The organism is Mesorhizobium oxytropidicola (assembly GCF_056174625.1).
The window spans coordinates 1,174,202-1,197,886 of record NZ_CM149692.1 but is presented as its reverse complement, the minus strand read 5'-3'; the positions used below and the strand labels follow the sequence as shown (position 1 = coordinate 1,197,886).

The following is a 23,685-nucleotide window of genomic DNA, read 5'->3' as shown; positions in this document are numbered from 1 at the left end:
ACGCGATGGCCAAGGCGGTGAGGCAGACAGCATCCGATGCCGAGAAGATCGTGTTGGCGATCGATATTGGCGGCTCGCACGTCAAGATCCTGACCAGCAACGGCGGCGCCGAGCGCCGGGCCGATTCCGGCCCGGACCTGACGCCGCAGCAGATGATCGACACGGTGAAGAAGCTCGCCGAAGGCCTGTCCTATGACGTCATCTCGATGGGCTATCCCGGCCCGGTGCGTCACAACAAGCCGGTGCTCGACCCCATGAATCTCGGCAAGGGCTGGGCCGGCTACGACTTCGCCGCGCAGTTCGGCAAGCCGGTCAAGCTGGTCAATGATGCGTTGATGCAGGCCATCGGCAGCTATGAAGGCGGGCGCATGCTGTTCCTCGGGCTGGGAACCGGCCTCGGTGCGGCGATGATCCTCGACAATGTCGGCCAGCCGATGGAACTCGCCCATCTTCCCTACAAGAAGGGCGCAAGCTTCGAGGACTATGTCGGCGAGCGCGGCCTGGAAAAGCGCGGCAAGAAGAAGTGGCGCAAATATGTCTTCGACGTCGTCAGCCGGCTGCGCGCCGCCCTGCAGCCAGACTATGTCGTCATTGGTGGCGGCAATGTCGACAAGCTCGACGAGTTACCGGCCGACTCCAGGCGCGGTGACAACACACGCGCCTTCGAAGGCGGATTTCGTCTGTGGCGAGACAAGGCCCTGATCGTCTGATATTATTACAGTTTAGTATAGTTGTTCAAAATAATGTGTGTCGCCGCGCTTAATCATTGCGTTGCGCAGATTTGCCGACTAGGAATTTTGCGCACTGTCCGGCGTGCTCCGCGGAACACGCTAAAGACGCTTCAGCATTTTTTGATTTTTGTGCCTCGTCCTTTCGAAAACGCTCCCGATTTTCGAGGCCGTGCACCATAGACGGAGGAAACATTGACCGACGACAGCAACGACGCCCGCATCGACCTTCTCGAACTGACCGCCCACATCGTGTCCGCTTACGTTGAGAAAAACCGCCTGCCCGCCTCCGGTCTGGCCGACCTCATCGCCAGCGTCGCCACCTCGATCGGCGGGCTCGGCAAGCCGGCCGTGCCGGTGGCAGCACCACTGGTTCCCGCGGTCAACCCGAAGAAGTCGGTGACGCCGGACTTCATCATCTGCCTCGAAGACGGCAAGAAGTTCAAATCGCTGAAGCGCCATCTCGGCGTGCATTTCGGCCTGACGCCGGACGCCTACCGCGCCAAATGGGGCCTGCCGGCGGACTATCCGATGGTTGCCCCCAACTACGCGGCCTCGCGCTCGCAACTGGCGAAGTCGATCGGCCTCGGCCGCAAGGCCGTCGAGGTGGTGCCCGTCAAGGCCAAGGGCCGGAAGGCCAAGGTTGCGGCCTGAGCAATTCGGCCTGAGCCAATATTTAGGACGACTGGAGCAGAAGCCTGCCGGCGAAACCGCCTTGGCAGGCTTCATGTTTTTATGGCTTGGATACCCCAGACAAAGGTGATGCGGGGGAAGCCATGAATTACACCAGGATGGTGATCGAGAAGGAAGCGCCGGAGGAATACGGCTACGACCGCATCCGCTTCAATCTCTCCGAAAGCTCGATCGCCGACCAGAAGCTTTCCGACATCGGCCTGTCGCTGCCCGATCTGACGCTGTTCTATGGCGAGCATCGCGGCGACAAGGAGTTGCGCGCGCTGATCGCAGCGCAGGATGCCGGCGTTTCGCCCGGTGATGTCCTGGTTACCGCCGGCGCCGCCGGCGCGCTGTTCATCATCTCGACGTCGCTTCTGTCGGCCAGCGATCACCTCGTCGTCATCAGGCCCAACTACGCCACCAACATCGAAACCCCCCGCGCGATCGGTTGCGCCATCAGCTTTGTCGATCTCGCTTTCGAGGACGGCTTTGCCATCGATGTCAAGGCCATCAAGGCGGCGATGCGGCCGAACACGAAACTGATCAGCGTTACTTGTCCGCACAACCCGACCGGCACGATGATGTCGCGCACCGATCTCGATGCGCTGGTGGCGCTCGCGGAGGCCAGAAACTGCCATTTGCTGGTCGACGAGACCTATCGCGACCTTTCCTATGGCCGGCGCCTGCCGTCGGCGGCCTCGCTCAGCAAGAAGGCGATCAGCGTCTCGTCCCTGTCGAAAGCCTTCGGCATTCCCGGCATCCGCATCGGCTGGCTGATCACCAGGGATGCGGCGCTTCAGGAGACATTCCTCGCCGCCAAGGAACAGATCGGCATTTGCGGTAGTGTCATCGACGAAGGCATTGCCCGCGGCATGCTGGAACGGCGGGACGCGTTCCTGGCGACGTTGTTGCCCGAAATGGCCAAGCGCCGCGACATCGTCCAGGCCTGGATCGATCGCGAGCCGCTGGTCGACTGGATCAGGCCCGAAGGCGGTGTCGTCGGCTTCCCGCGCCTCAACGTCGAACCCGGTTTCGACCTCGACCGCTTCTATGTCAACCTGCTGGAAGACCACGGCACCTATGTCGGGCCCGGCCACTGGTTCGAAATGCAAAAGCGCTTCTTCCGCGTCGGCTTCGGCTGGCCGACGGAAGCCGAGTTGCGAGGCGGGCTCGAAGCCATTTCGGCAGCACTTCGGCAGTAACTTCCTTGTGCGACGGGCGGAGCAGGCTGAAAATCCCTTGATCCAGGCCTGATTTTAACGCACATCCCGCCGCGAACTTTGTTAGACGTTCCATTGGTCGGACCAGCGCCCATTCGGGAAGTGCCCCGCCGATCAATGCCATCGCAACGGGGCCTCATTTCATGACTGCCGCACAAACTTCGCCGGACCAGCGCTATGCCGCGTTTCGCCACCGCTCCTTCCTGAGCTATTGGGCGGCGCGCTTCCTCACCACCTTCGCCACCATGATGGTCTCGGTCGCCGTCGGCTGGCAGATCTATGATTTGACGCGCGATCCCTTCGACCTCGGCCTGGTTGGCATCGTCCAGTTCCTGCCCTCGCTGCTTTTGGTGCTGGTCACCGGCGTCGTCGCCGACCGCTTCGGCCGCCGCCTGATCATGGCGCTGGCGGTGGTGGTGGAGGCGACCTGCGCCCTGGCGCTGCTCGCTCTGACACTGCATGGCATCAGCGGACCGCTGCCGATCTTCTGCGTGCTGGCCATGTTCGGCGTGGCGCGCGCCTTCTTCGGCCCGGCATCGGCCTCGCTGTTCGCCAATCTGGTGCCGCCGGAGGATTTCGCCAACGCCATCGCCTGGAACTCGTCCGCCTGGCAGACGGCGACCATCGTCGGTCCGGTCGCCGGCGGCTTGCTCTACGGCGTGTCGGCGGAGGCGGCCTATGGCACCGCCGCCGTGCTGATGCTTGCGTCGGGACTGCTGATCTTCACCATCCCAAAGCCTGCGCAACGCACAGAGACCGAGAAGCCGATGCTGCAGAACCTGTTTGGCGGGTTCAGCTACATCTGGAGCGAGAAGATCGTGCTCGGCGCCATCTCGCTCGATCTCTTCGCCGTGCTTCTGTCCGGCGCCTCGGCGCTGTTGCCGGTCTATGCGCGCGACATCCTGCAGCTTGGCCCCTGGGGCCTCGGCCTGCTGCGCTCTGCGCCCAGCGTCGGCGCCATCTGCGTCGCCATCTGGCTGGCCGGCCATCCGCTCCGCAACCACGCCGGCATGATCATGCTGGCCGCCGCCGCGTCGTTCGGCGCCTTCACCGTGCTGTTCGGCCTGTCGACCATCACCTGGCTGTCGATCGCGGCACTTGTCTTCCTCGGCGCCACCGACATGTTCAGCGTCTACATCAGGGAAACGCTGATCCAGTTGTGGACGCCCGACCATGTCCGCGGCCGCGTCAACGCCGTGAACCAGGTTTTCGTCGGCGCATCCAACGAAGTCGGCGAATTCCGCGCCGGCACCATGGCGGCGCTGATCGGCACGGTTCCGGCCGTCGTCATCGGCGGCATCGGCGCGATCGCGGTTGCCGGGCTGTGGATGGTGCTGTTCCCGCAACTGCGCAAAGTACGCCACCTCAACGGCCGGAACTGACGCTCGCTGACGGTCAGCAAGATACATCACCCTGTCACAGGAACTCCCATGATCACCTGTTACCTGAAATATGTCATTGACCCGTACAAGCTTGCCGAGTTTGAAGAATATGGCCGCCGCTGGATCGGTCTGGTCAATCGCCTCGGCGGAAACCATCACGGCTATTTCCTTCCGAGCGAAGGAGCGAACAATGTCGCCTATGCCATGTTCAGCTTTCCGAGCCTTGCCGACTACGAAGAGTATCGCAAGCGGATGGCGGCCGACCCGGAATGCCAGGAGGTGTTTGAAACGGAAAAGCGCAATCGCAGCATTCTCAGCTATGAGCGCAGCTTTCTGCGGCCGGTGCTCGAACCCTAGAAAAACGCGAAACGGTTCTCCGTCCGCAATTGCGATGGAGCTATCGCACCGCCGGCCTGCCGAACACCATGCGCAAAAACTCGTCCAGCCAGCGCTTCAGATGCATGTCCCAGATCAGCCGGCCGCCGAGGTGATCGCGGCCGGGCTGGGCGCCCGGCAACTCGAAACGATGCTCACCGCGCACCACCCAGCGCTGCATCATCACCCGGGTCAGTTCGCCATGGAACTGGATGCCCCAGGCATTGTCACCATAGCGGAAGGCCTGGTTGGGATAGGTCTCCGCCGTCGCCAGCAGCGTCGCGTCCCGCGGCAGCGAAAAGCCTTCGCGGTGGAACTGGTAGACCATTTCGGGCCAGTGCATGAGTTTCCTGCCGGCTTCGGTCGCCTTGAGCGGATACCAGCCGATCTCGACCAGCCCTTCGCCGTGACCCTCGACCTTGCCGCCGAGATGGTTGACCAGCATCTGTGCGCCAAGGCAGATGCCGAGGCATGGGCGGTTCTCCCTGAGCGGAATTTCCAGCCAGTTGGTCTCGCGGCGGACGAACTCATCCTCGTCATTGGCGCTCATCGGCCCGCCGAACACCACCGTGCCGGCATGGCCATCCAGCGTCTCCGGCAAGGCGTCGCCCAGCGGCGGGCGGCGGATGTCGAGCTCAAAACCCTCTTCGATGAGCATGTGGCCGACGCGTCCGGGGCTCGAATTCTCCTGATGCAGCACGATCAGGATTTTTGGCTTCGAACTCGTTCTGCGCGGCATCGTCAGGCGAGATCCCGTCTATTCGTCGCTCGAAATTCCACGCGCGCCCGGGGCATGCGCCGCCGCCTTGCGGCGCGCCTCGACCCGGTCGTGACGCTCGACGCCGATCAGCTCGGCGACGCGCCAGACCGTATTGTCCTCGAGCTCGTGCAGCTCGCCATCGGCGTAGACGATCTCCCACATCAGGCCGATAAAGGCCTTGCGCCCGTCCGCGTCGAGATGGCGCTTGAGCACGCTGGTGAAGGCATAGAGATCGATCGCCTCATTGTCGGCGCGCTCCCCGGCGGCGACGAGCGCTTCGAGTTCGGCACCGCTGATCGAGTAACTTTCGGAGAGCACCGCCTTGAACCGCTCCCATTCGACATCCTGGCGCACGCCGTCGGCGTTCATCACATGGTAGAGCAGCGCCGACGCGGCGACACGCGGATCGTCCGTGCTGGCCTGCGCGCCGGCGCCGGCCGGCAAATCCCTGAGAAACGACAGAACGCGTTCGAACATCAATCCATTCCCAAACGGCCCAAGGGCCAAGTCAATCACCCGAAGGCCAAAATCAAAACAGCCGGAACCGGCGCGGCGACCTTTCCGCTTCCTCGTCCGGATCGACGCCGGGATCGTCCGGCAAGCGCGCCAGTTCTTCCGCCGGCTCGACCGCCTCGGCATCAGCCGGCACCGCCGCGAACGCAGCCGCAGTCACCGGCGTGACCTGATCTTCGCTTCTATCGGTTCCCTTGCCCGTTGTCTCGCTGCCCGAGACCGCAGGATCGACGACAGCGATCGGCTTTTCCGACACCGGCCTGGCCGGCGCTTCGATAGCCACAACGGCGGCATCCGGCGCATCGTCGCGGCTGTCGATCAACTGGCCAAGCCGCTCCATCGGCGCGCGCCACTCGAAGGCGTCGAGCCGGCCGGTGACCGGCGACACCGGCGCCCAGCGCTCCGACACGACGCCATCGGCGACCCAGGCAGGATCGCGCGGCGCCCGCACCGCCTTGGACAGCAGCTGCCGCACCTTGCCCTGGTCGCCGGTCTCGGCCTCCTCGATGTCGGCCAGCAGCAGATAGGCGCCCTCGCGGCGGTCCATCCGGATCGCCGCCTCGGCCTCGCGGCGGGCGGTCGAAAAGTCCTGCGCGTCGAGCGCGGCACGCGCCACCGTCATCGACGATTCGGCGTGGTTCTTCTTCATCTCCTGCAGCTTTTTCGCCCGGTTGAGGCGGTCGAGCACCGCGTCGCCCGGCCTTGCATGGGTGTAGAGCTCGGCGATCTCCGGATGCGGCTCGGCCCTCCACGCCGTCTCCAGAACCTTGGAGCCCTTGCGCACATCGTTCTGCTTGAACAGCGCCGCGGCGGCGGCAACGGCGGCCGGAGCGAAATCCGGCCTGAGCTTGTTGGCCTCGAGTGCCGCTGTCCTGGCAGCGGTGGGATCGCTGTCGGCGAGCGATTGCGCCTTGGCGGTCAACAGCACGGCGCGACGGCGGTTGGCGGCGTCGCGCTCGATCTGCCGTGTCGACTTCTGCGCATCGACCAGTTTCAAAGCGCCGTCCCAGTCGCCGCGCGCGGTCAATTCCTCCAGCGTCGATTCGGCCGCCCAGGCCAGTTGCGGCGCAACGGCGGCGGCACGGCCGGCATAGTGCCGAGCAGCGTTGCGGTCACCGAGACGCTCGGCTTCGAGATAAAGCCCGCGCAGGCCGAGCAGCCGCATTTCGGGATCGTCGAGCATGCTCTCGAACTTCTGCCGCGCACCTTCATGGTCGCCTTCGAGCAGCGATGCCTGTGCCTCGAGCAGATGGATCAGCGGCTCCTGGTCGGAGCGGATCAGCTTGGCCGCTTCCTTGGTCTTCTTGCGGGCCAGCGCACCGTCGCCGGCGCCGGCGGCGATCATGCCGGTCGACAGCGCCTGATAGCCACGGTCGCGGCGGCGGACGCGGAAATAGCGCGAGATGGTGTAGGGGCTGTTCCACAGCGACCTGATCAGCCACCACAGAATCATCACGGCGGCGACGACGGCAACGACCGCAACCGCCGCCACCATCAGGCTGACCTGGTACTGATAGCCGTTGAAGGTGACGACCATGTCGCCCGGCCGGTCGGCCAGCCAGGCAAAACCCAGCCCGAGCGCGAAAACGACGATGAGGAAGGCGAGCAGGCGGATCATCGTTTTGCCCTCATGCCTTCATCGCGCCGGAGATCAGCGCGTCGACCTGGGTTTCGACCTCGATGCGCGCCTTCAGTTTGCCGGCAAAATCGGCACCTGCAGCCTTCACGGCTTCAGGCAGCGAATTGTATTCGCTGAGCGCCTTGGCATAGTCGCCCTGGGTGACCGCCACCTCCATGCGCGCCACGGTTTCCGGCGCGCCGGGACCCTCGACGGCGCCGATCGGCCGCACCTTGACCAGCGATTCGGCGCTCGACATCAGATTCTGCAGGAAGCCGGCATTCTCATCGACTGGCGTGGCCGCGGCGACCATGGCATTGGCGGCGGCGTCCATCTGCGCAGCGATCTCGGTGCGGGTCGGCACGCCCTTTTCGGCATAGGGCCGCAAGGTCGCGATCTCAGGCGCATTGGGCGAAATCGCGGCCAGCGTATCGAGTTCGGCCGAGAATGGCGCGCCGCGTTCGAGCGCCGACTTCAAGGCCGAAGCGGCGATGGCGAGCGCGATCTTCGGCTGCGACGCCTGCGCGTCGACCTTGCCGGAAAGCTGCGACACCGACTGTTCCAGCGCGGTCAGCCGGCCATCCCAGACCTTCGCCGCCTCGCCTGTCGATTTCACCAGCGCGTCGAGACTGGCGAGTTTTTCGTTGAGCGGGCCGAGATCGACCGGCGCCGCACTGCCGGCCTTGCCGAGGGCGGCGACCGCGGTCTCGATCTGCTTGACCTTGTCACCGAGGGCGGCAAGCCCGGCATTGTCGCCCGCGCCGCCCTTTTCAACCGCCGATTTCAGCGCCGCGACATCGGCCTTTACCTGCTCCAGGCCAGAGGAAAGCCCGACCACCTTGGCCGCTGCATCGTTGTTGCCGCCAGTTTCCTTCAGCCCGGCGATTTCGCTCTTCAGCGAAGCGATCTCGCCATTGACGCCGTCGAGCGAGACGCCCGCGCCGGAGCCCGGCGCACCAAGCAGGCCGGCAAATTGCAGGCCGCCGGCACCGGCGAGCGCGATGACACCACCGACAATGCCGGCGGCGATGCCATTGAGGCCGCCACGCTTTGCCGGAGGCGGTGTTGGCGCCATCCTTTCGTCGCGTGTCCCGGTTTTTGCCTTGCTGTCATCGGCGCGCTTCGCCGAGGCATCCTCGAAATTGTAATCGGAGGCCGTGGCGCGATCGGCTGGCGCATCCGAACCGGGATAGGGCAGCTCAGGTTCAGTGGCTTTGGCCTCCGTAGACGGCCCTGCCCCGGCCTGCCCTGCGGCGGCATCGGTGTGCTCCCAAGGCTCAAGGTCGGTCTGGTCGGCATGCACCGGCTCTTCCGGAGTTCTCGGGCTGCGAGGCATCAGCGGTGTCCTCGGCCTTCGCCTCATCGGTCTGGGCTGCATCCTTGGCGGCATCCTCGTCAACGACGCGTGAGACGGCACCGGGCTCGAGATCGATGGTCACCGGCTCGCGGCGGCTTTTCGAGTGTCGCATCTTCGGCGTCTTGACCATGCCTGGGCTCCGCAAACTTCGCTTCGTCTCAACGCCTGCCGGCGCGTGATGGTTCAGAAAGGGTCTAGCACATCACCAAGCGGTGAAAAGGGGCGGTGTGATGACGCGGCTCAGGGCAGCACCCGCAAAAGCGCCAGCAGCGCCTCCTCATCGGGCTGCGTGGCGGTACGGATTGCTTTGCCGGCACCGTCGTCGAAAGCAGCCGCGATGCGCGCGGAAAGAGCGAAAACCTGTGTCTTTTCAAAGGCTCCTTGCAGGGCAGGCCGGTTGACCAGGGCTTGGAGCGCGGCGGCCGCCTTGGCCGAATAGAGCAGCACCGCATCGACCGGCTGGCCGGACAGAAGCGCAAGGATGGTCTCGTCCGAATGCCGCACCGGCAGCGTGTCATACGTCTCCACGGCGCGGACCTGGACTCCAGCCGCTTCCAGCCTCTGCTCGAACACCGGAAACCGCACGCGTCCGCAGAGATAGACGATGGCCTTGCCGGGAACCGCGGCCGCAATGCCATCGGCCAGCACCTCGGCATCGCCGGAGCCTTCAAGGACCGAAGAGAACCCCATCTTGCGCGCCGCTTCGGCGGTCTTGGCGCCCACGGCATGGCAAGGCAGAGCAGCCAGCGCCGCGATCACCTCCTTTGAGGCATGGCGCACAGCGTTGGCGCTGGTGACGGCAACGGTGACAGCGTCATCTGGAATCAGCCTGGTATCGACAGGCAAGGCCACGGTTTCGGTCAGCGGCAGAACGATCGGCTGAAAGCCTGTCTCCTGAAGCCGCCGGGCCGTGCGCGAGGCGCCCGGTTCGGGTCTGGTCACCAGGACGCGAAGCATGTTCAGAGCCAGCCGTCGAAGAATTTTTCGCCGGCCTTGGCCCGCACCGTCCGTGCGGCTTCATCGCCGATGCGGGCGGCATCCTGCGCTGGTCCCTGCAGTTCGACCGTGTGCGACTGCGTGCCGTCGGGCGAGATGATCAGGCCGGCGAAAGAGAGCTTTCCGGCCTCGATCAAGGCATAGCCGGCGATTGGCGTGCGGCAGGAACCGTCGAGCGCCGCCAGGAAGGCGCGCTCGCAGGCGAGCGCCTGTCCGGTCGGCACATCGTGGATGGCCACCAGCATCTTCTCGACAGCGCGATCACCGATCCGGGTCTCGATGCCGATCGCGCCCTGTCCGGGTGCGGGCGGAAAAATGTCGAGCGGCATCAGATCGGTGGCGACATGCTCTAGGCCCAGCCGCTTCAACCCGGCATAGGCGAGGATGGTGCCGGCGGCGACCCCTTCGTCGAGCTTGCGCAACCGCGTCTGCACATTGCCGCGGAACATCACCACGTCGAGATCCGGCCGCATGCGGCGGATCAGCGCCTGCCGCCTGAGCGACGACGAGCCGACCTTGGCCCCGCGCGGCAGTTCGGCGATCGTCTTCGCCGCCTTGCCGACAAAGGCATCGCGCGCATCCTCGCGCGGCAGGAAGGCGGAAAGCTCCAGGCCGTCCGGCAGTTGCGTCGGCATGTCCTTCGACGAATGCACGGCGATGTCGATCGCGCCCGCCAGCAGCGCTTCCTCGATTTCCTTGGTGAACAGGCCCTTGCCGCCGGCTTCCGACAGCGGCCGGTCCTGGATGCGGTCGCCGCTGGTCGAGATGACGACCACTTCGAAGGCCTCCGCCGGCAGGCCATGCGCGGCCATCAGCCGCGCCTGTGTTTCATGCGCCTGTGCCAGCGCCAGCGGGCTGCCGCGTGTTCCGATTTTCAAGGTTGTTTGCATGACGCGCGGTCCGTGATAACCCCCGGCCGGAGCATTTTGCAGCCAAGTGGAGCCACTTGGCGTCGCAGAAATGCGGCTGGAATAACCGAGGCCTTTTCCGGGCTTTCTCCTAAAGGGGAAAGGCTCGATAAACAATCTCTTGGGATAGCGACGAATTGATCCGCGTTCTGGGCATCGAGACGAGTTGTGATGAGACCGCCGCCAGCGTCGTGGCGCTGGAGGGCGACGCCGCGCCGAAAATCCTGTCCAACATCGTGCTTTCCCAGATCGAGGAGCATGCCGCCTTTGGCGGTGTCGTGCCCGAGATCGCCGCGCGCGCCCATGTCGAGGCGCTGGACGGCATTATCGAGGCGGCCCTTGCCGATTCGGGCACGACCCTTGCCGATATCGATGCCATCGCCGCCACCGCCGGCCCCGGCCTGGTCGGTGGGCTGATTGTCGGGCTGATGACGGCCAAGGCGATCGCCGCGGCGGCAGGCAAGCCGCTGATCGCCATAAATCACCTCGAAGGCCACGCCTTGACCGCAAGGTTGACCGACGGGCTCGATTTCCCCTATCTGCTGCTGCTCGTCTCCGGCGGTCACACGCAGATCCTGGCCGTGCGCGGCGTCGGCGACTATCAGCGCTGGGCGACCACCATCGACGACGCGCTCGGCGAAGCCTTCGACAAGACGGCCAAGATGCTCGGCCTGCCCTATCCCGGCGGGCCGATGTCGAGAAGGCGGCACTGACGGGCAATGCCTCACGCTTTGCTTTCCCGCGGCCGATGAAGGGCTCGGCGCAGCCCGACTTTTCCTTCTCCGGCCTGAAGACCGCCGTGCGCCAGGCGGCAACGGCGATCGAGCCGCTGGGCGACCAGGACGTCGCCGACATCTGCGCCTCGTTCCAGGCGGCGGTCGCCGATGCGCTCGCCGACCGCGTCTCGCGCGCGCTGGCACGATTCAGCCAAACATTCCCCGGCACGAAAAACCCGGCTTTGGTCGTCGCCGGCGGCGTCGCCGCCAACCGCACCATCAAGGCGACGCTGGAACGGCTCTGCACTGACGCCGGTTTCACCTTCGTCGCGCCGCCGCTGAAGCTTTGCACAGACAATGCGGCGATGATCGCCTGGGCCGGTATCGAACGGCTGCGCGAAGGCATGGCGCAGGAGAACGGCTTCGATTTCGTGCCGCGCTCGCGCTGGCCACTGGACAGCATCTCGGCGCCGATGGTCGGTTCCGGCCGGCGCGGAGCCAAGGCATGACCAACAGCAATCCGGGCAAAAGCGGCTGGCGCGTCACTGTGCTCGGCGGCGGCGCCTGGGGCACGGCGCTGGCGCTGGCCATGCTGCGCGCCGGCCATGCGGTGCGCATGTTCGCGCGCGACCCGGAAACCGTGGCGGCGATCGGCCGTGGCGAGAATCCGCGCTACCTGCCCGGCATTGCCATTGCGCCAGGCATCGAGGCGACATCCGACATTGCGGCAGCGCTCGCCGGGGCCGATTGCGTGCTGGCGGTGACGCCGGCGCAATCGCTGCGGGCGACGCTGACGGCGGCGAAGGATCATGTGCCAACCGGCATCCCACTTGTCCTCTGCGCCAAGGGCATCGAGCGCGACACCGGCGACTTGCTGTCGGCAATCGTCGAAGAGATTCTGCCGCGAAACCCCGTCGCCGCGCTGTCCGGCCCGAGTTTTGCCACCGACGTTGCCCGCGGCCTGCCGACGGCGGTGGTGGTGGCCGCCGGCGACGAGCGCCTGGCGGCCGGCCTCGCCGCGCGCTTTTCGGCGGAAAACCTGCGCTGCTATTCGAGCGACGACCTGATCGGCGTCGAGATCGGTGGCGCCTTGAAGAATGTCTTTGCCATCGCTGCCGGTGCCGTCACTGGTGCCGGGCTCGGCGCCAGCGCCCAGGCCGCCATGGTGACGCGCGGCTTCGTCGAACTGCGCCGCATCGGTGCCGCCTTCGGCGCCAGGCCCGAGACCTTGATGGGGCTTTCCGGCCTTGGCGACCTGCTGCTGACCTGCTCGTCGGCGCAATCGCGCAATTTCGCCTACGGGCTGGCGCTCGGGCAAGGCAAGGCGCTTGCCGGGCTGCCGCTGGCCGAGGGCGTGCCGACAGCGGCGATCGCCGCCCGCATCGCCACCGAGCGCGGCATAGACGCACCGATCATAGCCGCCGTGGCGGCCATACTGGACGGCACCATCACCATCCGCCAGGCCGTGACCACCTTGATGACCCGGCCGCTGAAGACCGAAACCAACGATTGATCCCCCCAACCTCAATCCCAAGAACCAGGAGAAGACCATGCTGTTTGCTTTTGTTTGCAAGGACAAGCCCGGAAGCCTGCAGATCCGCCTCGACACGCGGCCCGTGCATGTCGCCTTTCTCGAAGGGCTGAATGCGGAGAAGAAACTGGCTTTTGCCGGTCCGTTCCTCGATGCCGACGGCAAGCCCAATGGCAGCCTCGTGGTCGTCGAGGCGCCGGACCTGGCCGCGGCGCAGGCCCTGTCGGCAGCCGACCCCTATGCCAAGGCCGGGCTGTTCGAATGCGTCGAAATCCGCCAGTGGAACTGGACGTTCAACAAGCCGGCGGCTAGTTAATTCCGGTCGTCCGCACCTGGACCGCAAGGAGGAGAAAACATGAACTACTGGCTGTTCAAATCAGAACCCTCGGTTTTCTCGTTCGAGGCGTTGAAAGCCAAGGGCAAGGCCGGCACGCAATGGGACGGCGTGCGCAACTACGCCGCCCGCAACAATATGAAGGCCATGCAGATCGGCGATCTCGGCTTCTTCTACCACTCCAATGAGGGGCTCAACATCGTCGGCATCGCCGAAGTCTGCGCGCTGGCCCATCCGGATACCACTTCCGACGATCCGCGCTGGGAATGCGTCGACATCCGCGCGGTTCGCGATGTGCCGAACCCGCCGACGCTGGAACAGGTAAAAGCCAATCCGAAGCTTGCTGAGATGGCGCTGGTGCGGCTTGGGCGGCTTTCCGTGCAGCCGGTCACCCCGGCCGAATGGAAGGAAGTCTGCCGCATGGGCGGCCTGACGCCTGCTCCGTGACGGCCCTCACCCCGCACAGCGCCAAGCAATTCATCCTCGACAACACGGCGCTGATGGCGCCGCCGCATGTGCCTAGATTCTGCTGCGCCTTGCCGATGAGGCACACGATCTTTGGCAGCGGACTGAGGACGAGCTGGTCGAGATCGGCCTGCCGCCGCCCTTTTGGGCCTTTGCCTGGGCCGGCGGCCAGGGCCTCGCCCGCTATGTCCTCGACAATCCCGACACGGTGCTGGGCAAGCGCGTGCTCGACTTTGCCTCGGGCTCCGGTCTCGTCGCCATCGCTGCCGCCAAGGCGGGCGCTGCCGGGGTGATCGCCGCCGACATCGACCCGTTCTGCGCCACCGCGATCCGCCTCAACAGCGAGGCCAATGGCGTCGGGATCGGCTTCCTCGGCACAGACTGCATCGGCACCGATGCGGGCTGGGACGTGGTGCTGGCCGGTGACGTTTTCTACGACAAATCCTTCGCAGATAGCCTGATGCCGTGGTTTGCGGCGCTCAAGGCGCGCGGCGCCGAGATCTTCGTCGGCGATCCCGGCCGGTCCTATATGCCCAAGACAGGGCTGGAGCCGCTTGCTGTCTATGAGGTGGAAGTCACCCGGGCGCTGGAGGATTCCCTGGTCAAGCGCACCACCGTCTGGCGCTTTGCTTGACGCCATCGCCGAAGCGCCTGATACAACGTGCATCGAGCAATTCCAGGAAAAGTGCTTAGCGGTTTTCCGTCCGGAATTGCGTCAAAACAAAAAAGATGTCACATGGCCTGCGTCAGGAGGGGGAAGCTCATGGATTTTTCTGCAGTGAACTGGCTGGCCGTCATCGCCGCCGCCGTCGTGGCTTGGCTGTTCGGCGCGGCCTGGTACATGGCGCTGAGCAAGCCGTGGCTGAAGGCCGCCAAGCTCGATCCGGCGACGATGAAGAAATCACCGCTGCCTTTCGTCATCAGCTTCATCGCCGAACTGGTCATGGCCTACATCATGGCGCTGGTTGTCGGCGCGATGACCGGCGGTGAGCCGACATTGCTCGCCGGACTTGTCTTCGGCTTCGTGCTTTGGCTGGGTTTCGTCGCCACGACGCTTTCGGTCAACCACCGCTACGAGAATTTCGGCTGGGACCTGACCCTCATCGACGGCGGCCACTGGCTCGGTGTCTTGCTGATCATCGGCGCGGTGATCGGCTGGTTCGGCGCCGCGGCAAGCTGAGGCGGTGCATTGACGATGGCAGACGAATCCGGATTTCCACGCGACCAGGTGTTCACCCGGATCTGCCACGTCAAGCAGGGCTATGACGACCGGCGCCGCCACATTGTCCGCGAATTCGAGCGGCGCGGCGTGCCGGTCTATTTCTACACGGACTGGGACCGGCCCGACATCACCCCGGAGATCCGCGACGAGCTGGTCGCCCCCGCCTTTACCCACCCGCCAGCCGTCTCGCTGGCGCTGAACATGTCGGCATATGGCGGGATTTCCTCGAGACCGACTTGCCCTATTGCCTGGTGTTCGAGGACGACGTCTTCCTCGCCCGCGACTTCGTCGCCAAGTTCCGGCAGGGGCTTGCCGAACTCGGCAGCCCCGCGCGCAAGGCCGTCATCTATCTCGGCAATGGCAGCAACTACTACACGCCGAGCTGGAAATTGCGGAAGGGTCAAAGGCTCTACCCGGCACTGCACGCCAGATGCACCGATTCCTACCTCATCACCCGTCCGGTCGCCGAAGCCCGCTGCGCCTGGATCGAGCAGAACAAGATATACACCTCGATCGACCACCAGGTCGAACAGATGGACGAGAAGCTCGGCATCGAGATGCTGTGGTTCGAACGGCCCATTGTCGAACAAGGCAGCGAAAACGGCGCCTTCCAGACGTCCATTTCGGCGAAAAACTATCCGCGTTTGTACAAAACCGTGAAATGGAGATGGAAGAAATACACCCGCATGATCTTCGGCCACAACGCCCGGTCGTGACCGAAAGACCGGGCTCGGCGCGGCCGGCTCATGCCTCCGTGCTATGCGGCTTTGCCGCCTCCTCGAGAAGCCACTCGCGAAACGCGACGATGCGGGCGTCGTCCTTCGCAGTTTCCGGATAAACCAGGAAATAGGCGAACTCCGGCGCGACCTTGATGCCGAGCTCGAAGGGGCGGACGAGGCGCCCCTGCGACAAATCGTTGGCCACCATGGCAAAGTCGGCCAGCGCCACGGCATTGCCGTCGAGTGCCGCCTGCGTGGCGTCGGTCGAGGAGCCGAAGACGAGGGTGCGGCTGTCATCGAAATCGTCGACGCCGGCTGCCTGCATCCACATGCTCCAGTTCGGCCAGGTAACGCCTTGCCGCGACCATTCGATATGCGCGAGTGTGTGCCGGAAAAGGTCGCGCGGTTCATTGAGCGGCGGGCCTGAAGCGAGCAGCGCCGGGCTGCACACCGGGATAATGATGTTGTCGAACAGCCGGTGCGTGCGAAGGCCCGGATATTTGCCGGTGCCGAAGCGAATGCCGATATCGACGTCGTCGCGCTCGAAATCCCTGACATCGTAGGTGATGTCGAAGCGCAATTCGATGCCCGGCTTTTGACGGCGGAAATCGTCGATGCGCCGCATCAGCCATTTCGTCGCGAACTGCGCGTCGAGCGTCACTTTCAAGAGCGTTGTGCCACGCGTCATCTTGCGGGCCCGGGACACCGCCCGGTTGAGCAGGTCAAGGGCGTCGATCGACGCTTCGAACAGCACGTTTCCCGCTTCCGTCAGCCGCATGGTGCGGCTGGTGCGCGTGAACAGCACCAGGTCGAGCTGATCTTCGATCTCCTTGACCTGATGGCTGACCGCGGCGGGCGTCAGCCCAAGCTCGTCGGCGGCGCGGGTGAAATTGAGGTGACGTGCCGCCGCCTCGAAGGTCCTCAATGCGCGCGTTCCGGGCAGGAGGCGAGACATCCGATCTCCAAATAAAACTTGATGATCTGAAAAGAACTACTCGTTTCCCGTTTATTTTTCAATCCGGCATGATTGGACCATCGAAACACCTTCAAACCAGATTTGATATCTGGAGAAACCGGATAAAGCCATGACCGACATCGCTCTGAAGTCCCACACCACCCTCAAATCCCACGCCGGCATTGCAGCTTGGCTGTCCGCCGCGATCGATTGGCTGCGCCAGGCGCGGGTCGCCGCCCGGCTTCCGCACGAGACTGTTGAGGGTCTCTCCGAGAGCCAGTTGCGCGACATCGGCGCCGAACGCCGGGATATCGCACAGGTGATGGACCGGGAACTCCGCGAAATCGGCCTGCTCGGCACAGGCTGGCAGAAGCCGGGGCGGAGATAGGGGAATAAGGCAGTAGGGCAGTACGGCAGTAGGAAAAGTCAGGGCACCGGAAGACAATCCCTACTGCCCTACTGCCCTACTGCCCTACTGCCCTACTGCCCTACTGCCCTACTGCCCTACTGCCCTACTGCCTATTCCCTACCTCACCACCCTCACCACCGTCCTATCCGAAAGCAGCGGTAACAGCCGTGCCATTGTGCGCGCGGTCACCGCGACGCAGCCTTGCGTCGGGGTGAAGCCTGGGCGTGCCAGGTGGAAGAAGATGGCGCTGCCGCGCCCGCGGCGGCGCGGCGAAATGTTCCAGTCGAGCACCAGGCAGGCGTCGTAGAGCCGGTCGTCGCGCCGCATGCGTTCATGGCTCGCGCCATAGGGGATCTTGACCGGCCTGTTGTAGTTGCGGTCGTCCGGCACCTCGCACCAGCCGAGATCGGGTCCGATCGGCGTCATCGCCAGCCGGGTCCTGCGGCCATCGGCAAACTGATCTCCCCGAAAATAACCCGACAGGATCCGCATCGAGCCAAGCGGCGTGGCGCCGTCGCCCTCGCGCTTGTCGGCCGATATGCCGCCGCGCCCCAGCGCGCAGGCAAACACTGTTTTTCCGGCCTGCAGCAGGCCCTGTGTTGGATGGCCGGGCCTTGCCCGCACGATGAGCACACGCAGCCGTTTTGGCAAAATTGCGCCGGCTGCATTGCGATCGCGTTTTTTCTTGTATGATCGTGCCACGGAACAAATCACTGTGATCGGCTATTGTGTTGGCCAGCTTCCGCATAAATACGCAGCGGTCAAATGAATTCACTTTTCAAAACAACGGATTGATCCATGACTTCACGCACCATCCTGATCGTCGACGACGATGACGACCTGCGCGGCACACTGGTCGAGCAACTCGCCCTCTATGAGGAATTCGACGTGCTGCAGGAAGCGACTGCGGCAAAAGGCGTCACTGCGGCGCGCGGCGGCCTCATCGACCTGCTCATCATGGATGTCGGCCTGCCCGACATGGATGGCCGCGAGGCCGTCAAGATCCTGCGCAAGGGCGGCTATAAGGCGCCGATCATCATGCTGACCGGCCACGACACCGATTCGGACACGATTCTGGGTCTCGAGGCCGGCGCCAACGACTATGTCACCAAGCCGTTCCGCTTCGCGGTGCTGTTGGCGCGCATCCGCGCCCAGCTGCGCCAGCACGAGCAGAGCGAGGATGCCACCTTCTCGGTTGGCCCCTACACCTTCAAGCCCAGCCAGAAGCTGCTCATCGACCCGCGTGGCGCCAAGGTGCGGCTGACGGAGAAGGAAGCCTCGATCATCAAATATCTCTACCGCGCCGACCAGAAGGTGGTGACGCGCGACGTGCTGCTGGAGGAAGTCTGGGGCTACAATTCCGGCGTCACCACGCACACGCTGGAAACCCATGTCTACCGGCTGCGCCAGAAGATCGAGCGCGATCCTTCCAATGCGGAAATTCTTGTGACAGAAAGCGGTGGCTACAAGCTGGTTCCTTAAACATTTCATTATCCAATGCGCGGTCAGGGCGGGGCCGCTTTCGGGTGCGATCCTGTTGGAGGAGATTTTCGGGATCTGCTCGTGAAGGAGGGATTGGACTGACCGTTCGGGGACGCAGCTAGAGATGGCGTTGGATGACGACATCCGCATCCTGTCCGCCGTGACCCTCTTCCAGGGTTTCACGCAGGAACAGCTGCGCCTGCTCGCCTTCGGCGCCGAGAACACCCTGCTGCTGGCCAACCACAAGCTTTACCGCGAGGACGACGAGGCCGATTCGGCCTATGTCGTGGTCAGCGGACGCATCGTGCTCTATCGCGAGCAGGGTGGCCAACGCATCCCGATCGGCAGCGCCGGCCCCGGCACCATCCTGAGCGAACTGGCATTGATCGCCGACACCAACCGGCTGACCAGCGCGTCGGCCGAAATCGACTCGGAAGTGATCAGGCTCAGCCGCAAGATGTTCCGCCGCATCCTGGAGGAATATCCGGAAGTGGCGGTGAAGCTGCACAAGCGCATCTCCGAGGAATTCCAGGCCATGATCCGTCGCATCGAAGAGCTGGGGCCGCGGTTTTCCGGCTGAGGCACCGATGCCTTCGTCATCCTAGGGCGGAGCAGGAGCGAAGCTCCGTCGCGGAGACCCTGGGATGACGAATTGCAGGAGCTTCGACATACCTAATCGAGATCAAACCGCGCGATGACCGGCACATGGTCCGACGGCCGCTCCCAGCCGCGTGCCGCCCGCAGGATCTCGTAGCCGGCGAAATCAGGCACCAGGTTGGGCGACGACCAGACATGGTCGAGCCGCCGGCCGCGATTGGACAGCTCCCAATCCTGCGCGCGATAACTCCACCAGGTGTAGAGCTTCTGGTCTAGCGGCACGTCGAGCCGCATCAGGTCGACCCAGTTGCCGGCGAGCCGCATCGCCTCGAAGTTTTCGGTCTCGATGGGTGTGTGGCTGACCACGTTGAGCAATTGCTTGTGCGACCAGACGTCATGCTCGAGCGGCGCGATGTTGAGGTCGCCGACCAGCACCGAGGCGGACACCTCGCTATGCTCGGCGCGGATGGCGTTCATCTCGGCGACGAAATCGAGCTTGTGCTTGAATTTCTTGTTGATTTCGGGATCGGGTTCGTCGCCGCCGGCCGGAACGTAGAAATTGTGCAGCAGGATCGTCTTGCCGCCGGCGCGCACCGTCACCGACAAATGCCGGCTGTCCTCGATCTCGCAGAAGCGGCGCTTTTCGACCACCTCGATCGGCCGCCGCGCCACCGTCGCGACGCCGTGATAGCCCTTCTGGCCATGGAAGGCGATGTGCTGGTAGCCGAGCCTGCGGAACGCCTTTTCGGGAAACAGCTCATCGGGAACTTTGGTTTCCTGCAGACAGAGCACATCGGGGGCGTATTCATCGAGCAGTCGCTCGACGATCGGCATGCGCAGGCGAACGGAGTTGATGTTCCAGGTGGCAATCGAAAAGGGCATTCGCAATCCAGGACAGCGTGTGTCCGGCCAGACCGGTGGGCTCTGGCGGAGAAGACGCCTATTGACGGAGTCAGTCCCGGGAACCTGCCAGCCGAAGGCTGCAAATACAAGCCGGGCCGCGCTCGGCGAGTCGCGGCCCATTACTTTCCACAGCTATTGGAGCGATCGGTCTACCGCGTCTTGGTGTTGAGCTCGCGGTTCGCCGTGTAATCGATCGCAAAAGTGTCGGGCGCGAAGCTGACGCCTTCCTTGGTGTTGAAGATCATCACCGTGGTGTCCTTGCCCTGTGCGTCGGTGATGGTCCACTGGCGCAGATCGTAGGTTTTCGGATCGAACATCATGGTGATCATCGCATTGCCGAACACCGACTTGTCGGAAAGCTTGATGGTGGTGAGGTCGTCCTCTTCCTTGACGCTCTTGACGCGGTCGCCGGAGAGGTCGATGCGGTCGTCGAGCAGCAGCTTGAGCGGCGTCTTCGACAGCGGGTAGAGATCGGACGTGTTCATTTTCTTGTTGAGGATGACCACCGACTTGCCGTCCGAGATCACCTTGAAGTTCGACGCCCCGTCATAGTTGAAGCGGATCTTGCCCGGCCGTTCGAGGAAGAACTTGCCGCCGGTCTGCTCGCCCTTGGGGCCGAACTGGACGAATTCGCCGCTCATCGATTTGACCGAGGAAAAATGGTCGGCGATCTTCTGCGCGGCGGCGGGCACGGCGGCTTGCGCCGAGGCCAGCAATTCGAAGCCGGGCACCACATTGAGGGCGGTGGCACCCGCAGCAACAAGGCCGAGGCCAAGCAGCTGGCGGCGGGTCAGGGCGAAATTGCCGAGTGCGGAAAGATCGTTTTTCATGGCGGTCACTCTCGTGGTGATTCCTGTATCTATCGTTGTCCTGAGCCCCCAGTTGGGCTGAAGTTTGGCGGATACTCACGTCAACGCGCTGCAAAGTTCAGGTTCAACGCGCCGCAGGGTTCAAAGTTGCGGCCGGCTTCCCATCAGAATTTGTCGTCTTCGGTCGGCACCAGGATCTCGCGTTTTCCCGCGTGGTTCGCCGGGCCGACAATGCCTTCCTTTTCCATCTTCTCGATGATCGAGGCGGCGCGGTTGTAGCCGATGCCGAGACGGCGCTGGATATAGCTGGTCGACGCCTTGCCATCGCGCAGCACCACCGCCACCGCCTGGTCGTACGGATCGTCGGAATCCTCGAAATTGCCACCGCCGCCGCCACCGGATCCGCCGCCCTTGCCGGACGGTTCGTCATCATCCTCGTCGTCATCCTCGGTGATGGCGTCGAGATATTCGGGCACGCCCTGCAGCTTCAGGTGCCCGACGATCTTCTCGACCTCGTCGTCGGAGACGAACGGGCCGTGCACACGCTGGATGCGCCCGCCGCCGGCCATGTAGAGCATATCGCCCATGCCGAGCAGCTGCTCGGCGCCCTGCTCGCCCAGAATGGTGCGGCTGTCAATCTTCGACGTCACCTGGAAGGAGATGCGGGTCGGGAAATTGGCCTTGATGGTGCCGGTGATGACGTCGACCGACGGACGCTGCGTCGCCATGATGACATGGATGCCGGCGGCGCGCGCCATCTGCGCCAGGCGCTGCACCGCGCCCTCGATGTCCTTGCCGGCGACCATCATCAGGTCGGCCATTTCGTCGATGATGACGACGATATAGGGCATCGGCTCGAGATCGAGATCCTCCGTCTCGTAGATCGCCTCGCCGGTCTGGCGATCGAAGCCCGTCTGCACGGTGCGCGAGATCTTCTCGCCTTTTTTTTCGGCCAGCTGAACGCGGGCGTTGAAACCGTCGATGTTGCGCACGCCGACCTTGGACATCTTGCGATAACGGTCCTCCATCTCCCGCACGGTCCATTTCAGCGCCACCACGGCCTTCTTCGGGTCGGTGACGACGGGCGTCAGCAGATGCGGGATGCCGTCATAGACCGAAAGTTCCAGCATCTTCGGGTCGATCATGATCAGCCGGCATTCCTGCGGCGTCAGCTTGTAGAGCAGCGACAGGATCATGGTGTTGATGGCAACGGATTTGCCGGAGCCGGTGGTGCCGGCGACCAGCACGTGCGGCATCTTGGCGATGTCGACGATGACCGCCTCGCCATTGATGGTCTTGCCCAGCGCCAGCGCCAGCTTGGACTTGGTGGTTTCGAAATCGCGGCTGGCCAGGATCTCCCGGAGGTAGACGGTTTCGCGCTTTGCATTCGGCAGTTCGATGCCGATGGCATTGCGGCCCGGCACGACGGCGACGCGGCAGGCGATCGCGCTCATCGAGCGGGCGATGTCGTCGGAAAGGCCGATGACGCGCGATGATTTGATGCCGGGCGCCGGTTCGAGCTCATAGAGGGTGACCACCGGACCGGGACGTACGGCGATGATCTCGCCCTTGACGCCGAAATCCTCCAGCACGCCCTCAAGCAGGCGCGCATTCTGTTCCAGCGCATCCTTGGAGAGACTTGGGTCTCGCGCGACGTTCTTCGGTTCGGACAGGAAATGCAGCGACGGCATCTCGAACTTGTCCGAGCCGATCAGCGAGGTCTGCGCCTCGCGCTGGACGCGGGCGCCTGGAGCCGGGCGCGGCGCCGGCGCCTCTACACGGGTTGCGGCATCGGAGCGGAACTGCTGCACCTTGGCCGCGGGGGCCCCACGGCGCTGGGTGACGGGCTCGTCGTCGAAATCCACGTCGTCGCGGTCGAAGATATCGTCATCGTCCGGATCGACAGATACGCTGCGGTCATTGACCATGGCGGCGAAGAATTCCGGTTCGACGCGAGCGCGGCCATCCGGGCTCATCCGCTGTTCGGCGAACTCGGCCGATTCGACCCGTTCGGCGGCGCGCCGCCAAGCGGTGGAGCGCGGCTCCATCTCCGGCTCGTACTCGTCGCGCTCCTGCCTACGGCGCACCGCACGGCGATGCATCCACGCGCGCAGCGACAGCCACCAATGGGTGATGGCACCGAGCGCTAATATGCCCTCGTCGCCCTCATCCTCGTCATTGTCGAACAGAAGATCGTCCTCGCGCGGATCCGCCGCCGCCGGCTCTTCCATCACGGCGAAGCCGTTCTTGCGGCCGATCAGCGCCGAGCCATAGGCGAAAAGCCAGAGCGTCGGCGCCGCCAGCAAGACGGCGAGCACGCTGGCGATCAGCCCGGTCGGATAGCCGCCGATGAGCACGCCGGGAATCTTGAGCACCATGTCGCCGAACACGCCGCCGAGGCCGGTGGGCAGCGGCCATGTCTTGGGCGGCACGATGCAACCGGCGATCGCGGCGGCGAGCAGCGCGAAACCGAACCAGAACAGTCCGCGCTTGGGCAGTCTGTCGACGCCGCGCGCCGAAAACAAGAGATACCCCCAGATCACAGCCGGAACCAGCGCCGCAACCGCGGCGAGGCCGAAGAACTGCATGGCAAGGTCGGAGAACACGGCACCCGCATAGCCCATGGCGTTGGTGACGGTGTTGCTGGTGGCGTGCGAGAAGCTTGGATCGGCGACGTTCCAGGTGGCGAGGCTGGCGACCCCGAAGGCTACGGCCAGGAACAGGCCGGCGCCGACCAGCCGGCCGACCTGGCGCCGTGCGAAAGCCTGGATGCCGTGCCCCGTATCGGTCAGCGCGAGCGGTGCTGAAGCCCCTGAACGCATGCTCTTCCCCGTCAGTGATTGCCTGGCCGCAGCACATGACGCACTCCGGCAGATTCGGATGCCAGACTATCGTTGGGAAGGTTAAGGGCGCATTAACTATAAGAGGTTGGGAACCCTAAGGGCCTCTACCCACTAAGACTCGATACCAATCGCCTCGGATTTCGAGGATATTTCGGATCGGCCTATCGC

The 23,685-nt window shown here is 64.2% G+C and carries 23 protein-coding genes and 3 pseudogenes; 15 read left to right on the top strand and 11 right to left on the bottom strand.

Translation table 11 applies throughout. The features are described from left to right. The first annotated feature begins 5 nt into the window (after positions 1-5). The 5 genes from AC0V8S_RS05895 to AC0V8S_RS05875 all read left to right on the top strand — a co-directional run bounded on the left by AC0V8S_RS05895 (position 6) and on the right by AC0V8S_RS05875 (position 4,362). Positions 6-710: an ROK family protein gene (locus AC0V8S_RS05895; protein WP_475437123.1), complete on the top strand. Its 705-nt coding sequence runs from the start codon at positions 6-8 to the stop codon at positions 708-710. 213 nt (positions 711-923) lie between these two features. Further along, positions 924-1,382 carry a Ros/MucR family transcriptional regulator gene (locus AC0V8S_RS05890; protein WP_095202756.1) on the top strand — a complete coding sequence of 153 codons (459 nt, stop codon included), beginning with the start codon at positions 924-926 and terminating at the stop codon, positions 1,380-1,382. A gap of 122 nt (positions 1,383-1,504) precedes the next feature. Then, positions 1,505-2,605, top strand: coding sequence for an aminotransferase class I/II-fold pyridoxal phosphate-dependent enzyme (locus AC0V8S_RS05885; RefSeq protein ID WP_475437122.1), 1,101 nt, complete (start codon positions 1,505-1,507; stop codon positions 2,603-2,605). Between the two features lie 161 nt (positions 2,606-2,766). Next, complete coding sequence (locus AC0V8S_RS05880) at positions 2,767-4,005, top strand: MFS transporter (protein ID WP_475437121.1); 1,239 nt, start codon at positions 2,767-2,769, stop codon at positions 4,003-4,005. 48 nt (positions 4,006-4,053) lie between these two features. Beyond that, complete coding sequence (locus tag AC0V8S_RS05875) at positions 4,054-4,362, top strand: NIPSNAP family protein (protein ID WP_475437120.1); 309 nt, start codon at positions 4,054-4,056, stop codon at positions 4,360-4,362. Between the two features lie 40 nt (positions 4,363-4,402). Here the strand turns inward: AC0V8S_RS05875 and AC0V8S_RS05870 are convergent, their stop codons facing one another. The 6 genes and pseudogenes from AC0V8S_RS05870 to hemC all read right to left on the bottom strand — a co-directional run bounded on the left by AC0V8S_RS05870 (position 4,403) and on the right by hemC (position 10,514). Continuing rightward, positions 4,403-5,119 carry a glutamine amidotransferase gene (locus tag AC0V8S_RS05870; RefSeq protein ID WP_475437119.1) on the bottom strand — a complete coding sequence of 239 codons (717 nt, stop codon included), beginning with the start codon at positions 5,117-5,119 and terminating at the stop codon, positions 4,403-4,405. An 18-nt stretch (positions 5,120-5,137) separates the two neighbouring features. Beyond that, positions 5,138-5,617, bottom strand: a complete 480-nt coding sequence (locus AC0V8S_RS05865; RefSeq protein ID WP_183464286.1) for a tellurite resistance TerB family protein — start codon at positions 5,615-5,617, stop codon at positions 5,138-5,140. Positions 5,618-5,669: 52 nt separating this feature from the next. Next, positions 5,670-7,271: a heme biosynthesis HemY N-terminal domain-containing protein gene (locus tag AC0V8S_RS05860; RefSeq protein ID WP_475437118.1), complete on the bottom strand. Its 1,602-nt coding sequence runs from the start codon at positions 7,269-7,271 to the stop codon at positions 5,670-5,672. Between the two features lie 10 nt (positions 7,272-7,281). Further along, positions 7,282-8,758: pseudogene (locus tag AC0V8S_RS05855) on the bottom strand (COG4223 family protein). 110 nt (positions 8,759-8,868) lie between these two features. Beyond that, positions 8,869-9,585, bottom strand: coding sequence for a uroporphyrinogen-III synthase (locus AC0V8S_RS05850; RefSeq protein ID WP_183464288.1), 717 nt, complete (start codon positions 9,583-9,585; stop codon positions 8,869-8,871). 2 nt (positions 9,586-9,587) lie between these two features. Next, positions 9,588-10,514, bottom strand: coding sequence for a hydroxymethylbilane synthase (gene hemC / locus AC0V8S_RS05845; protein ID WP_183464289.1), 927 nt, complete (start codon positions 10,512-10,514; stop codon positions 9,588-9,590). A gap of 158 nt (positions 10,515-10,672) precedes the next feature. On the opposite strand from hemC, the pseudogene tsaD reads away from it, so the two are divergent. From tsaD to AC0V8S_RS05810, 7 genes and pseudogenes are all read left to right on the top strand, one after another. Next, positions 10,673-11,757 (top strand): annotated as a pseudogene (gene tsaD / locus AC0V8S_RS05840) (tRNA (adenosine(37)-N6)-threonylcarbamoyltransferase complex transferase subunit TsaD). After that, complete coding sequence (locus tag AC0V8S_RS05835; RefSeq protein ID WP_475437117.1) at positions 11,754-12,761, top strand: NAD(P)H-dependent glycerol-3-phosphate dehydrogenase; 1,008 nt, start codon at positions 11,754-11,756, stop codon at positions 12,759-12,761. The pseudogene tsaD and the gene AC0V8S_RS05835 overlap by 4 nt, the downstream one beginning before the upstream one ends. 37 nt (positions 12,762-12,798) lie before the next feature. Further along, entirely contained in the window at positions 12,799-13,095 is a 297-nt protein-coding gene (locus AC0V8S_RS05830) for a YciI-like protein (protein WP_475437116.1), read from the top strand. A gap of 39 nt (positions 13,096-13,134) precedes the next feature. Further along, positions 13,135-13,560: an EVE domain-containing protein gene (locus AC0V8S_RS05825; RefSeq protein WP_019861976.1), complete on the top strand. Its 426-nt coding sequence runs from the start codon at positions 13,135-13,137 to the stop codon at positions 13,558-13,560. Then, positions 13,515-14,212, top strand: a pseudogene (locus AC0V8S_RS05820) (class I SAM-dependent methyltransferase). Before AC0V8S_RS05825 ends, AC0V8S_RS05820 begins: the two are co-directional and overlap by 46 nt. 129 nt (positions 14,213-14,341) lie before the next feature. Further along, positions 14,342-14,758 (top strand): DUF1761 domain-containing protein, encoded by a 417-nt coding sequence (locus AC0V8S_RS05815; protein WP_183464292.1) that lies wholly within the window; start codon positions 14,342-14,344, stop codon positions 14,756-14,758. Between the two features lie 278 nt (positions 14,759-15,036). After that, positions 15,037-15,516, top strand: coding sequence for a hypothetical protein (locus AC0V8S_RS05810; protein ID WP_475437115.1), 480 nt, complete (start codon positions 15,037-15,039; stop codon positions 15,514-15,516). 28 nt (positions 15,517-15,544) lie between these two features. Here AC0V8S_RS05810 and gcvA read toward each other — a convergent pair whose 3' ends face one another. Then, entirely contained in the window at positions 15,545-16,474 is a 930-nt protein-coding gene (gcvA, locus tag AC0V8S_RS05805) for a transcriptional regulator GcvA (protein ID WP_475437114.1), read from the bottom strand. 130 nt (positions 16,475-16,604) lie between these two features. Between gcvA and AC0V8S_RS05800 the strand changes: the two genes are divergently transcribed. Continuing rightward, a complete protein-coding gene (locus AC0V8S_RS05800; protein ID WP_183464295.1) occupies positions 16,605-16,862 on the top strand; it encodes a hypothetical protein in 258 nt (85 codons plus the stop codon). Positions 16,863-17,000: 138 nt separating this feature from the next. Here the strand turns inward: AC0V8S_RS05800 and AC0V8S_RS05795 are convergent, their stop codons facing one another. Further along, positions 17,001-17,537, bottom strand: a complete 537-nt coding sequence (locus AC0V8S_RS05795) for a L,D-transpeptidase family protein (RefSeq protein WP_183465075.1) — start codon at positions 17,535-17,537, stop codon at positions 17,001-17,003. Positions 17,538-17,681: 144 nt separating this feature from the next. Here AC0V8S_RS05795 and AC0V8S_RS05790 point away from each other — a divergent pair, with 144 nt between their 5' ends. Beyond that, positions 17,682-18,365, top strand: a complete 684-nt coding sequence (locus AC0V8S_RS05790; RefSeq protein ID WP_027053190.1) for a response regulator transcription factor — start codon at positions 17,682-17,684, stop codon at positions 18,363-18,365. A 124-nt stretch (positions 18,366-18,489) separates the two neighbouring features. Continuing rightward, entirely contained in the window at positions 18,490-18,945 is a 456-nt protein-coding gene (locus tag AC0V8S_RS05785; protein WP_183464296.1) for a Crp/Fnr family transcriptional regulator, read from the top strand. Positions 18,946-19,037: 92 nt separating this feature from the next. On the opposite strand, the gene AC0V8S_RS05780 is transcribed toward AC0V8S_RS05785, so the two are convergent. The 3 genes from AC0V8S_RS05780 to AC0V8S_RS05770 form a co-directional block, all read right to left on the bottom strand. Next, entirely contained in the window at positions 19,038-19,844 is an 807-nt protein-coding gene (locus AC0V8S_RS05780; RefSeq protein ID WP_183464297.1) for an exodeoxyribonuclease III, read from the bottom strand. A 170-nt stretch (positions 19,845-20,014) separates the two neighbouring features. After that, the gene (locus AC0V8S_RS05775) at positions 20,015-20,695 is read right to left on the bottom strand and encodes an outer membrane lipoprotein carrier protein LolA (protein WP_475437113.1); all 681 of its coding nucleotides are present in this window, start codon (positions 20,693-20,695) and stop codon (positions 20,015-20,017) included. Positions 20,696-20,838: 143 nt separating this feature from the next. After that, on the bottom strand, positions 20,839-23,496 hold the full coding sequence (locus tag AC0V8S_RS05770) for a DNA translocase FtsK (protein WP_475437112.1): 2,658 nt from the start codon (positions 23,494-23,496) through the stop codon (positions 20,839-20,841). Positions 23,497-23,685: the final 189 nt, after the last annotated feature.